The 12,365-nt window shown below is 71.0% G+C and carries 12 protein-coding genes; 9 read left to right on the top strand and 3 right to left on the bottom strand.

All coding sequences use genetic code 11. From position 1 onward, the window contains the following. Positions 1-77: 77 nt before the first annotated feature. The 5 genes from VA596_RS40465 to purE all read left to right on the top strand — a co-directional run bounded on the left by VA596_RS40465 (position 78) and on the right by purE (position 5,417). Positions 78-926 carry a GGDEF domain-containing protein gene (locus VA596_RS40465; protein ID WP_323334672.1) on the top strand — a complete coding sequence of 283 codons (849 nt, stop codon included), beginning with the start codon at positions 78-80 and terminating at the stop codon, positions 924-926. 71 nt (positions 927-997) lie between these two features. Then, the gene (locus tag VA596_RS40460; RefSeq protein ID WP_323334670.1) at positions 998-2,347 is read left to right on the top strand and encodes a glycosyltransferase 87 family protein; all 1,350 of its coding nucleotides are present in this window, start codon (positions 998-1,000) and stop codon (positions 2,345-2,347) included. Further along, positions 2,322-3,530, top strand: a complete 1,209-nt coding sequence (locus VA596_RS40455) for a glycosyltransferase 87 family protein (RefSeq protein ID WP_323334668.1) — start codon at positions 2,322-2,324, stop codon at positions 3,528-3,530. Before VA596_RS40460 ends, VA596_RS40455 begins: the two co-directional genes overlap by 26 nt. Before the next feature lie 194 nt (positions 3,531-3,724). After that, positions 3,725-4,909: a 5-(carboxyamino)imidazole ribonucleotide synthase gene (locus VA596_RS40450; RefSeq protein ID WP_323334666.1), complete on the top strand. Its 1,185-nt coding sequence runs from the start codon at positions 3,725-3,727 to the stop codon at positions 4,907-4,909. 10 nt (positions 4,910-4,919) lie between these two features. Beyond that, complete coding sequence (gene purE / locus VA596_RS40445; protein WP_323334664.1) at positions 4,920-5,417, top strand: 5-(carboxyamino)imidazole ribonucleotide mutase; 498 nt, start codon at positions 4,920-4,922, stop codon at positions 5,415-5,417. 4 nt (positions 5,418-5,421) lie between these two features. Here the strand turns inward: purE and VA596_RS40440 are convergent, their stop codons facing one another. Further along, positions 5,422-6,117 carry an SDR family oxidoreductase gene (locus tag VA596_RS40440; protein WP_323334662.1) on the bottom strand — a complete coding sequence of 232 codons (696 nt, stop codon included), beginning with the start codon at positions 6,115-6,117 and terminating at the stop codon, positions 5,422-5,424. A gap of 100 nt (positions 6,118-6,217) precedes the next feature. Between VA596_RS40440 and VA596_RS40435 the strand changes: the two genes are divergently transcribed. Beyond that, on the top strand, positions 6,218-7,228 hold the full coding sequence (locus VA596_RS40435; protein WP_323334660.1) for an Lrp/AsnC family transcriptional regulator: 1,011 nt from the start codon (positions 6,218-6,220) through the stop codon (positions 7,226-7,228). Here VA596_RS40435 and VA596_RS40430 read toward each other — a convergent pair. Continuing rightward, the gene (locus VA596_RS40430; protein WP_323334658.1) at positions 7,220-8,884 is read right to left on the bottom strand and encodes a class I adenylate-forming enzyme family protein; all 1,665 of its coding nucleotides are present in this window, start codon (positions 8,882-8,884) and stop codon (positions 7,220-7,222) included. The genes VA596_RS40435 and VA596_RS40430 overlap by 9 nt on opposite strands. 120 nt (positions 8,885-9,004) lie before the next feature. Between VA596_RS40430 and VA596_RS40425 the strand changes: the two genes are divergently transcribed. From VA596_RS40425 to VA596_RS40415, 3 genes are all read left to right on the top strand, one after another. Continuing rightward, complete coding sequence (locus VA596_RS40425) at positions 9,005-10,156, top strand: acyl-CoA dehydrogenase family protein (RefSeq protein ID WP_323334835.1); 1,152 nt, start codon at positions 9,005-9,007, stop codon at positions 10,154-10,156. Positions 10,157-10,538: 382 nt separating this feature from the next. Then, on the top strand, positions 10,539-11,468 hold the full coding sequence (locus tag VA596_RS40420; RefSeq protein WP_410171963.1) for an esterase/lipase family protein: 930 nt from the start codon (positions 10,539-10,541) through the stop codon (positions 11,466-11,468). Between the two features lie 68 nt (positions 11,469-11,536). Continuing rightward, complete coding sequence (locus tag VA596_RS40415; protein WP_323334655.1) at positions 11,537-11,962, top strand: hypothetical protein; 426 nt, start codon at positions 11,537-11,539, stop codon at positions 11,960-11,962. Here VA596_RS40415 and VA596_RS40410 read toward each other — a convergent pair. Further along, positions 11,959-12,360, bottom strand: a complete 402-nt coding sequence (locus tag VA596_RS40410) for a hypothetical protein (protein WP_323334653.1) — start codon at positions 12,358-12,360, stop codon at positions 11,959-11,961. The genes VA596_RS40415 and VA596_RS40410 overlap by 4 nt on opposite strands. Positions 12,361-12,365 lie beyond the last annotated feature (5 nt).

Here is a 12,365-nt window from a genome sequence, read left to right as displayed (position 1 = left end):
TCACGGGGTACTCCGGTCTGCGTCCTCACCGTGAGGCACCGAGCAAGATCGACAAGTTCGAAAGGGGCGGATGGCCAGTGGATGTTCCGGCAACCGGCGTGCGATCCGGCCCCGGTGACGTTCCGTCCACCGCCGAGCGTGACCGTTCCCTCCGCGCGCTGCGGGGCCGCTGGCGCACCGCGAGTCTCGCCGCCGGCTGGCGCTTCCCGAGCGACTGGGCGCTGCCCGAGGTCGACGCCGTCTGCGCGGCGGTGATGAGCAAGGGCCGCGTCGAAGCCGCCGAAATCGCGTTGGCCGGGCTGGCCCGGGCGCGCGCGGCGGCCGGGGCGGGGCTCGCCGAAACCCTCGCCGACCTCGCGGCGCTGCACGCGGTGCTCGACCACGGCGGTGACGGGTTCGTCTCGCCCGACGTCGACGCGACGCCGTCCCGTCTCCTCCGGATGACGGCGCTGGCCTGGGCGGACGTCGCCACCGACCAGCTCGTGCACACCGAGGTCACCGACCCGCTGACCGGCCTGCCCTCGGCCGCCTACCTGCGGACGCGGCTGGTCGAGGTCTACCAGGCCGCGGCGGCGTGCGAGCGGCCGGCGGCCGAGGAACACATGCTGCTGGTCGTCTCGCTGGACCTCAGCACGGTCGCCGGTTTCCTGCGGCTGACCGGGATGATCCTGGTCGCGGACGCGCTGCGGGCGGTGTTCGACAGCGGCCAGAGCGTCGCCACGCTCGGGCCGTCCGTGGTCGCCGCGCTCGTCCAGCGGGACGACAAGGTCGCGTCCCACGGCGTCGCGCTGCGAAGGGCCTTGCACGAGCGGTTGTCGGTCGACGCGCAGCTCGCCGACGCCGGTCAGCCACGCGTCTCGGCGGTGCGGTTGCCCGCCACCCACGAATTGGCCTGCGACCTGCTGGCTCGCCTCGCCCGGGTGTAGAACGCCCGGAAAGTCCGGTTCCGCCCGGACCCTTCTGACCTGGACCCGGGCCGCCATGATTTCCTGGTGAGGTGACCAGGACCGTATCCACCGACGTCGACGGCGAAGTAGCGGCCAGATCCACGCACCGTTTGGCCCTGCGCAAGTCGATCGCCCGCCTGTCCGTGCGCCCGCGGTCGATCTTGATCCTGTCGGTGATCCCGCTGGTCGCGATCGGGTACGGCATCTGGGGCTGGCAGCACGACTGGGTGCTCGGCGTCGACAGCGCGGTCTACCGGGCGGGTGCGCTCACGCTGCTGCACGGCGATTCCCTCTACGACGCGAACACCCTGGCCAACGAGCCGTGGTGGGCGCTGCTGCCGTTCACCTACCCGCCGACGGCGGCGCTGATCTTCGTGCCGCTCGCGGCGTTCCCGACGCAGATCTCCTGGGGCCTGATCACCGCGATCTCGCTGATGGCGATGGCGCTGTCGATCCGGATCGCGATCGGCGCCCTGCCGCGCCCGGCCGACGACGGCCCGCGCTGGTGGGCCTCGCCCGCCCGCTCGACCATCGTGTTCTTCCTGGTCTTCCTCGGTCTCGAACCGGTGTGGCGGACGATCTTCCTCGGCCAGATCAACCTGATCCTGATGGCCATGATCCTGCTGGACATGCTGGTCATCGGCGCCCGCGGGAGCCGATGGGGCGGGGTCCTGGTCGGTGTCGCGGCGGCGATCAAGCTGACGCCACTGGTGTTCCTCGGCCACCTGTTCATCACCGGCCGCCGCAAGGACGCGCTGCGCGGGCTGGCGACGTTCGTGCTGCTCCAGGGCCTGATGTTCCTGATCAACTCGCACGACGCGGCCAAGTACTGGACCGTCACGCTGCCCGACACCGGCCGGATCGGGCCGGTGCACTGGGCGGGCAACCAGTCGCTGAACGCCCTGATGAACCGGGCCACCGACCTCGCGCCGTGGGCGTCGAAGGCGGCGATGGGCATCGGCTTCCTGCTCGCCATCCCGGCGCTGTGGCTGCTCATGCGGTTCCACCGCAAGGGCCAGGCGCTGGCCGCGCTGCTGGTCACCGCGTTCTGGACGCTGCTGATCTCGCCGATCTCCTGGACCCACCACTGGGTGTGGGTGGTCCCGCTGATCGTGCTGCTGGTCTCGCGCCTGCCGAAGACGACCCCGGCGACGGCGTGGAAGCGCTGGGTCGGGACGTTCCTCGCGGCGTTCGTGTTCGTGAGCTGCGTGCTGCTGATCTTGCCCAACGGGCGCAACGTCGAGCTGCACTGGACGGTGTGGCAGAACGTCCTGGGCGACGCGTACATCCTGATGCCGGTCGTCCTCGCCCTCGCCCTGGCGCTGCGCTGGGGGCTGCAGAGGCGGGCCCGGAAGAAGGCGGCGGCTGACGAGCATGTCGACGTCCCCACCGGCGTCTGAGGCCCGCACCGGCCGGGTTCTCGCCGGGGTTCTCCCGCTCGTCGTCCTGGCCTTCGGGGTGGTTGCCTGGCTGGCGGGCTGGCACCTGGGTGCGGACAGCGCCGTCTACCGGGCCGGCGCGCTGACCCTGGTCCACGGCGACCCCCTCTACACGCGTGACGTGCTTACGGCGCTGCCGGACTGGGTGCGGCTGCCGTTCACCTACACCCCGGCCGCCGCGCCGCTGTTCCTGCCGCTCGCTCTGGTGCCGTCGGGCCTGGTCTGGGGCGTGATCGCGTTTTTGTCGGTGGTCGCCCTTATGGTCGTGATCACGGTGGTTTCGTCGTCGCCGGGGCACTCGTCGCTTCTGGGAAGAAGCTGGTGGGCGCTGCCGGCGGGAACGGCCGCCGCTCTGGCGCTGGAACCGGTGTGGAAGACGCTGTTCCTGGGCCAGATCAACTTGATACTGATGGCGTTCGTGGTGCTGGACGTCCTGGTGCTGTCCGCGCGCGGGTCGCGCTGGGCGGGCGTGCTGATCGGTGTGGCGGCGGCGATCAAGCTCACCCCGCTGATCTTCGTGCCGCACCTGTTCTTCACGGGCCGGTGGAAGGACGGGCTGCGCGCGCTGGGCACGTTCGTCGTCCTGGAAGCGGCGATGTTCGCGGTCATCCCGGTCGACGCGCTGCGGTTCTGGCGGGATTCGGCGACCGACCCGAGCCGGGTCGGGTCGGTGCACTGGATCTTCAACCAGTCGCTCAACGGGCTGGTCAACCGCGCTTCCCACCTCGCGCCCTGGTCGCTGGCGGTGGCGGTCGGCGTGGCGGCGGTGCTGGCCGTGCCCGCGGTGTGGCTGGTGGTGCGGCTGCACCGGCGCGGTGAGGACGCGGCCGCGTTGCTCGTGACGGCGTTCTACGGTCTGCTGCTCTCGCCGGTGTCGTGGTCGCACCACTGGGTCTGGGCCGTGCCGTTGATCACGCTGCTGCTGGTGAAGGGCAAGCGCTGGGCCGCGGCGGCGGTCGCGGTGCTGTTCGCCTCGCAGGTGGTGATGCTGGTGCCCAACGGCGGTGACACGGAGTTCGGCTGGGGCCTGGGCTGGTCGGTCCTCGGCAATGTCTACGTCCTCGCCGCGGCGGCCGGGATCGTGGGCCTCGCGGCGCGTGAGGTTCGCCTGGTCCGGCGGTCACCGCAGGTCGTCACCGTTTAGCATCCGGCTGAAGGCAGGCGGGCACGATTCGGCACCTGCCTGCTCGCGGGCCCGCTTTCCACTGTGGCTGCTGGCCGGGTTGGTGAAGGTCGTCGCCGCTTGCCAAGCCGGCTGAAAGCAGGGGGAACCGGCACCCTTTCCGCCGTGACTGCCAGCCGGATCGGCAAATGTCGACACAGTAGGCTGAGCGCGCTATGGACAAACACACCGGTCTGCCCGTCGTGGGCATGGTGGGCGGCGGGCAGCTCGCCCGGATGACCCACCAGGCGGCGATCTCCCTCGGTCAGTCCCTGCGCGTGCTCGCCGCGGGTGAGAACGAAGCGGCGGGGCTCGTCGCGGGTGACGTGGTGCTGGGCCACCACGCCGATCTCGAGGCGCTGCGCGCGTTCGCGGCGTCGGTCGACGTGCTCACGTTCGACCACGAGCACGTGCCCGGCGAGCACCTGCTGACGCTGGCGATGGAGGGCTACGCCATCCGCCCGGCGCCGTCCGCGCTGGGCTTCGCGCAGAACAAGCTGGTGATGCGCGAGATGATGGCCGGCATGGGCGTGCCGGGCCCCGCCTTCGCCGAAGTGTCCTCTGTGGACGACGTGGTGAAGTTCGGTGGCGAGCACGGCTGGCCGGTGGTGCTCAAGGCGTCCAGCGGCGGTTACGACGGCCGCGGCGTCTGGATGCTGGACACCGCCCAGCAGGCGCGGGAGACCGTGCCGGCGTTGCTGGAAGCGGGCACCCCGCTGCTGGTCGAGGAGAAGGTGGTGATGCGGCGGGAGCTGGCCGCGCTCGTCGCCCGCTCGCCCTTCGGCCAGGGCGCGGCGTACCCGGTGGTCGAGACCGTGCAGTCCGGCGGCATCAACACCGAGGTGCTCGCCCCGGCGCCGGGGCTTTCGGACGCGCGGGTCCACGAGGCGCAGGACCTCGCGCTGCGCGTGGCGTCGACGCTGGACGTCACCGGCCTGCTGGCGGTGGAGCTGTTCGAGACCGACACCGGGCTGCTGGTGAACGAGCTCGCGATGCGGCCGCACAACTCCGGCCACTGGACGATGGACGGCTCGCGCACGTCCCAGTTCGAGCAGCACCTGCGCGCGGTGCTCGACTACCCGCTGGGCCGCACGGACATGGTCGCGCCCGCGTGCGTCATGGCGAACGTGCTGGGCGCGTCGGAGCTGCCCGAGATGGGGCCGGACGAGCGGCTGCACCACCTGTTCGCGCGGTACCCGGAGGCGCGGGTGCACCTGTACGGCAAGCAGGAGCGGCCGGGCCGCAAGCTCGGGCACGTGAACTTCACCGGCGACCGCATGGAGGACCTGCGCAACCGGGCCCTGCTGTCGGCGCACTGGCTGTCCCACGCCGTCTGGCTCGACGGCCACGAGATTCACTAGGAGATCAGCTATGGCGCCGCAGGTGGGCGTGATCATGGGCAGCGACTCGGACTGGCCGACCCTGGAGGCGGCCTGCGCGGCGCTGGACGAGTTCGGCGTCGAGTACGAGGTCGGCGTCTACTCGGCGCACCGCACCCCGCAGCGCATGCTGGACTACGCGACGTCGGCGGTGGCTCGCGGCATCCGGGTGATCATCGCGGGCGCGGGCGGCGCGGCCCACCTCCCGGGCATGGTCGCCTCGGCGACCGTCCTGCCGGTGATCGGCGTCCCGGTCCCGCTGAAGTACCTGGACGGCCTGGACTCCCTGCTGTCGATCGTCCAGATGCCGGCGGGCGTCCCGGTGGCCACGGTCTCGGTCGGCGGCGCGCGCAACGCGGGCCTGCTGGCGGTCCGCATCCTCGCCGCGTCCGACGAGGGACTGCGGTCGAAGATGGCGACGTTCCAGCGTGATCTGGAGAAGCTGGTCCTGGACAAGGACGCGGCCCTGCGCGAGAAGACCGGCCACTAGCGGGTCACCACGGCACGGTCTCGCCGTTGCGGTCCAGGTACTCGAGGCCGGGCTTGCCCCGCTTGGCCAGGAGCACGTCGACGATCAGCGGGACGCTCTCCTCCATGGTGAACGGCGCGTCCGGCCCGCCGAGGGCCGTGCGGATCCAGCCGGGGGCCACGACGGCGAGGGCGCGATCGGTCTCCGACGGCCGGGCCGCGAAGCTGCGCATGAGCATGTTCAGCGCGGCCTTGCTGGCCCGGTAGACCTCGCGCGAGCCGGCCGTGTTGTTCGTGATGCTGCCCTGGCCGGACGACATCGCGCCGATGAGCCCGTCTGGTGGCACGAGGTCCCCGAGCGCCTCGATGACCCGCATCGGGCTGAGCGCGTTGGTGACCATCACGTCGACGAAGTCGTCGGTCGAGACCTCGCCGATCGGCGTCTGCGGGTTGTTGGTGGTCCCGGCGTTGACGAAGAGCACGTCGAGCTGCCGGTCCGCGAGCCGTTCGTGCAGGGGCGGCAGTTGATCGGGTTCGGTGATGTCGAGGTGCTCGATCTCGACGCGCCCGTCCGAGCGGTCCGCCAGGTCGTGCAGGGGCGTGCGGGCGGTGGTGTCCCGGACGGTGCCGATGACGTGCCACCCCCGGTCGGCGAGTTCGGCGGCTATCGCGTGGCCGAGGCCGCGCGACGCCCCGACGATGAGGGCGGTGGGGTTGGTCATTTCGTCTCCTTCGGTTCGGCTTCCAGTCTCACCGCGACGACGTCGTTGAGGCGCGTTCGGCGGGGTGATTTGTAGGATTGCCTCGACCTGAGGAGCGTTGATGGCCGAATCCGTCGCTGCGTCACCCGACGACGTGCGTCTCCTGCGGGCGCTCCAGGTCGCGCCGCGGGCGTCGTTTGCCTCGATCGCGGGCGTGCTCGGGGTCACCGAAGCCGCGGTCGGGCGGCGCTACCGGCGGCTGCGGGCCGACGGCGTCGTGCGGGTCGCCGGCATCGTCGACCCGGGGGCGCTGGGGCAGAGCAAGTGGCTGGTGCGGCTGCGCTGCCGTCCCGGCAGCGGCGCGGCGATCGCCGACGCGCTGGCGAAGCGGGAAGACGTCAGCTGGGTGGCGCTGAGCGCGGCGGGCTCGGAGGTCACCTGCGCGGTCCGGTCGCGGACCCAGGACGAGCGCGACGACCTGCTCGGCCGGCAGCTCCCGCGCACGGCGGCCGTGCTGGACATCAACGCGGCCGCGATGCTGCGCCAGTTCATCGGCGGCCGCGGCCACTACTGGGCCGCCCTGCGCGGCACGCTGACGCCGGAGCAGGAGGCCGCGCTGGGCAGCGACGGCGCGCCGTTCACGGAAGCCCCGGTGGTGGCCCGCGAGCCGGTGCACCTCACACCCGAAGACGAGCAGCTGCTCGCGGTGCTCGCCGAGGACGGCCGCGCGAGCCTGGTCGATCTCGCCGCGGCGGCGGACCTCACGCCCGGGCGAGCGTCGCGGCGCCTGCAGACGTTGCTGGAGCGGCGCGTCGTGCACATCGACGTCGAGATCGCCGCGACGGCGCTGGGCTACCACGCCCGGGCGAACCTGTGGCTGCGCGTGCACCCGTCGGCGATCAAGAGCGTCGGGCGCGCGCTGGCCCAGCTGCCCGAAGTCGCCTTCGCCGCGGCGCTGTCCGGCCCGCACAACCTCCACGCGGTCGCGGCCTTCCGGGACCTCGACGAACTGTTCGAGTTCACCTCCGACCAGGTCGGCTCGCTGCCGGGCCTGCAGAGCATGGAGGTCTCCCCGCTGCTCCGGCACGTGAAGCAGGCGGGGACCCTCCTCTCCGGCGACCGCCTAGCTTGAAAGCTGGTCGCGCAACTGCCGCTTGAGCACCTTTCCGGCCGCCGACACCGGGATCTGCTCGACGACGTGGATCTCCCGCAACCGCTTGTAGGGCACGACCTTCTCGTTGATCGCGGCCATCAGCTCGTCCGCGTCCAGGTCGCCGCGCGGCACCACGAACGCCACCGGCAGCTCGCCGACCTCGGTGTCCGGACGGCCCACCACCGCGGCCGCCGCGACGCCCGGCATCGTGATCAGCAGTTCCTCCAGCTCGCGGGGAAAAACGTTGTACCCCTTGTATAGCAGCATGTCCTTCTTGCGGTCCACGATGGACAGATAACCGTCCTCGTCGAGGATGCCGATGTCGCCCGTGTGCAGCCAGCCGTCGACCAGGGCGGCCGCCGTCTCCTCGGGGCGGTTGCGGTAGCCCTGCATGATCTGCGGGCCGCGCAGGCAGACCTCGCCGCGCTCGCCCGCCGGGACCGGGTCCTCGCCGCCCTCGGCCGGGACGACCTTGACCTCCGTGTCGAAGATCGGGACGCCCACCGAGCCGACCTTGCGCGTGCCCGAGCGGTACGTCGGGGAGATGACCGCGCCCATCGTCGCTTCGGTCAGGCCGTAGCCCTCGGCGACGACCACGCCCGGGAAGCGTTCGCGCAGCGCGTTGATCATCGCGTGGTTCATCGGCGCCGCGCCGGAGCCGATCGACCGCACCGAAGACAGGTCGGCGGTGTGGAACGACGGCGTCGCGAGCAGCGCGGCGAACAGCGCGGGCGCGCCGCCGAGGCCGGTGACGCGCAGCCGTTCGGCGTCGGCGATGTAGGCGGCCGGGTCGAAGCGCGCGTGGAGCACGGTCGTCGTGCCGCCGATCACCGCCGCGTTCATCCCGCCGATGATGCCCATCGCGTGGAACCACGGGGTCAGGTTGATCGCGACGCCGGTGCCGAGCCGCGACGGCCACTCCTCCTCGCTGCCGATCTGGTCGATCGTGATCTCGCCGTCCGCGTCCAGGGCCGGCACCGAGCCGGAGCCCCAGCACGAGTGCTGGAGGGTGTTGACCAGGACGTTCCGGTGGGTCAGCCGCACGCCCTTCGACCGGCCTGTGGTGCCGCCGGTGTAGGCGAGGTGCGCGAGGTCGTCGTGGACGTCGATGGCGACCTCGGGCCGCGTCTCCGGCTGTCCGGCGTGGAACGCCTCGAACTCGACCTGGTCGTCGAGCAGGTCGCCCGCCGGGGCGACGACGACGGCGAACTTCGCCGGGATCCGGTCGGCGACGCTCGCCAGCGCGCCCGCGACCGGCCCGAACGTCACGACGGCCGCGGCCTCGCAGTCGGCGAGCTGGAACGCGAGGTCGTCCGGCGGGAGCAGCGGGTTCGTCGGGCTGAAGGTCGCCCCGGCCATGAGCGTGCCGTAGTAGGCGATCGGGAAGGCCAGGCAGTTGGGCAGGTGCAGGGCCACGACGTCGCCGCGGCCGATGCCGCGTTCGATCAGCGCGTTCGCGAACCGGCAGGCGGCCCGGTAGGTCTCGGTGAAGGTGAGACTGCGGCCGTCTTGGGCGAAGGCGGTCCGGTCGCCCCAGCGCGCGGCACCCGCGGCGAGGATCGAGCCGACCGGGACTTCGGGGTAGTCGAGGGAGGTGGGCAAACCGGGCGGCGTCGTCGGCGCGGTGAGCGGCATCACTCGACCATACGAATTCTGCGGTCAAGGACACAAGGACGACGGCCGACGCAGTCAGTGAACGAGCGCTAACATCGACGGAACCCTCCCGACGTCGTAGAGAAGGTGACCGGAGTGACGATGAGCCTGTACCAGCTTGCCGAGGAGCACGAGGAGCTGCGGGCCGCGGTCCGGGCTCTGGCCGAGAAGGAGATCGCGCCGTACGCGGCCGAGGTCGACGAGAACGAGCGCTACCCGATCGAGGCGTACAACGCGCTGGTCAAGTCGGGTTTCAACGCCGTCCACATCGGCGAGGAGTACGACGGCCAGGGTGCGGACGCCGTCGGCGCCTGCATCGTGATCGAAGAGGTCGCCCGGGTCGATGCCTCGGCGTCGCTGATCCCGGCGGTCAACAAGCTGGGCACCCAGCCGATCATCCTGTCGGCGTCGGAAGAGCTGAAGAAGCAGGTCCTGCCCTCGATCGCGTCCGGCGAGGCTTCGGCTTCGTACGCGCTTTCGGAGCGCGAGGCGGGCTCGGACACCGCGTCGATGCGCGCCCGCGCGCGGCTCGACGGTGACCACTGGGTCCTCAACGGCACCAAGTGCTGGATCACCAACGCGGGTGAATCGACCTGGTACACCGTGATGGTCGTGACCGACCCGGACGCGGAGAAGAAGGCCAACGGCATCTCGGCGTTCGTCGTCCACAAGGACGACCCGGGCTTCTCGGTGGGCCCGAAGGAGAAGAAGCTCGGCATCAAGGGCTCCCCGACGCGCGAGATCTACTTCGAGAACTGCACGATCCCGGCGGACCGCATCATCGGCGAGCCCGGCACCGGCCTGAAGACGGCCCTGCGCACGCTCGACCACACCCGCCCGACGATCGGCGCGCAGGCACTGGGCATCGCCCAGGGCGCGCTCGACGCGGCGATCGCGTACGTCAAGGAGCGCAAGCAGTTCGGCAAGGCGATCGCGGAGTTCCAGGGCGTCCAGTTCATGCTGGCGGACATGGGCACCAAGATCGAGGCGGCCCGCCACCTGGTCTACGCCTCGGCGGCAGCGAGCGAGCGAGGCGACAAGCGGGCGGGCTTCATGGCCTCGGCGGCGAAGACGTACGCGTCGGACATCGCGATGGAGGTCACGACGGACGCGGTCCAGCTCTTCGGCGGCGCCGGCTACACCCGCGACTTCCCGGTGGAGCGCATGATGCGCGACGCGAAGATCACCCAGATCTACGAAGGCACGAACCAGATCCAGAAGGTCGTCATGGCCCGGGCCCTGCTCAAGGGCTGACCCCGCAGCGACGAACCCGAACGCCCCCGGCACGCACTCGTGCCGGGGGCGTTTTGCGTCGGCGGGCGCCGCGGTGGCCGGGACTGCGCACGCCGGAGCTTTCATCGGCGCTGGGCTCGGTGCCGCTTCATGAGGGCCGTCATCTTCGACGGGTTCTTCGCGCCGTTGAGTTCGGCCAGGAGGTCGTCGGGGCCACAGCTGCGCGGGTCGTCAACGCGGTTTTGTCACATCCGTGAGTGCCACTCACCCCGTCTTGTGTCACTCATAGCAGGTCAACGGCCGGAGGAAAATCACTCACCAGGGGGAGTGTCCGAACAAGTTACTCGCGCGTTAATGAAGGTGGTGATGCAGGTCACTGTCGATTCACAGAGAGGTGAATTGGATGGGCTTGAGGACGCGCAGGTGGCTGGTAGCCGGGATGGCCGTGACAGCCGCGCTCGTACTGGGGGCCACTTCGGCCCAAGCAGCGGTCAGAGAACCCACCGGGCCCGTGCAGCCCAACATCCTCACCGCCGCCGTCTACTCGCTCGGGGCGCCGACCATCGCGCCGCCGGGGACGAACGACTGGAACTGCAAGCCGTCCAGCAGGCATCCCAATCCCGTGCTGCTCTCCAACGGGACCACCGCCAACGCCTACGAGAACTGGGCGAACCTGTCGCAGAAGCTCGCCAACGCCGGGTACTGCGTCTTCGCCGGGAACTTCGGCGGGGCGCCCGGCAGCTTCCTGCAGACCGTCGGGCCGATCGCCGACACCGCGAAAGCGCTTGCTGCCTTCGGGGACAAGATCCTCAACGCGACCGGGGCGTCGAAGCTCGACGTCGTCGGGCACTCGCAGGGCGGGATGAACATCCGGTACTGGATCAAGTACCTCGGCGGCGCCGACAAGATCAGCCGGCTCGTCGGGCTCTCGCCGTCCAACCACGGCACCGACCTCTTCGGCCTGCTGAGCACGCTCGAAATGATCCCGGGGGTGCCCGCCGCGCTCGGCACCGTGTGCCAGTCGTGCAACGAACAGGCCGTCGGGTCGGCCTTCCTGACCGACCTCAACGCCGGCGGGGAAACCGTCGACGGCATCCAGTACACCGTCATCCAAACCCGCTACGACGACGTCGTGACGCCGTACACCAGCGCGTTCCTGCCGGCGAAACCCAACGTGAAGAACATCCTGCTGCAGAACGTCTGCGGGCTCGACTTCACCGACCACCTCGGCATCACCTACGACCCGGTCGCCCAGGGGCTGGTGCTCAACGCGCTCGACCCGGCGCACGCCAAGACGCCGCCCTGCGTGCCGGTGCCGCCGGTGATCAGCTGAGCTTCGCCACATGAGACATAACCCACCGCCGGGGCGGATTTCCGCCCCGGCGGTGTCACGCTCGAAGCATGTACTGGCCGGTCCCCGCGTCCTGGACACCCCGTGACGACGCCGAGCTGGTCGCCGGCTGGCGGCTGTGGCTCGAGCTGGCCGACCGCGCCTGGCCCACGGCGGCCTGGGACGGCACCCCGGCCGGCGCCGTCCGCCAGCTGCGTGACCTCCTCGCGGCCTGCGACGAGATCGAGATGTCCTACCGCGACACGACCGACGTGCCGTCGGCCGGGTTCCTGCGGCTCGTGCAGGGGCTCGTCGTCACCGCCGGCTCGGCGATCGGCCTCTGGTGGGACGACTTCGACCAGCTCGACGGCGAACGCGCCGCGTTGCTGCACGACGACCTCGCGCGGTTCGCCGAGCAAGCGGAGCAGGTGCTGACGCTGCTCGCCGTCCACGGCGGCTGGACCCGCCTCGACGAGGTGCGCCGCCGTCCCGCCTAAGGCCCGGTGAGCGTCGGGTCGTCGCCGCCGGCGGCGACGGGCAGGAACTGCGTGCCGCCCAGGACGTCGACCAGGGCGCGGTCCAGCGTCAGCTGCCGGTCCGGCCCGAGCTCCCACGCGAGCTCGACGAGGGTGTCGACGTGCTCCCGGCGTTCGACGCGGTGGCGGACGTCGGAGCCGTGCAGCGACCACGCGCCGTCGATCGCCATCCGCAGGCGGGCGGTGAGCCGGCCGGGCCCGGGGGAGTGCCAGTCGAACCGGTGGACGGCGAACGCGCTGCTCCAGCTCGTCCAGTACTGCCAGCCGGTGCCGTCCGCGCGGAAACCCAGTTCGGTGTACTCGGGCGAGCCGGGATCCAGCGGCGACTCCGACCAATAACCGACCAGCCGTGCTTCCATGCTGG

Origin of the sequence: Amycolatopsis heterodermiae (assembly GCF_034929455.1) — a bacterium.
Taxonomy (GTDB): domain Bacteria; phylum Actinomycetota; class Actinomycetes; order Mycobacteriales; family Pseudonocardiaceae; genus Amycolatopsis; species Amycolatopsis heterodermiae.
This window is presented reverse-complemented; position numbering and strand designations above follow the sequence as displayed.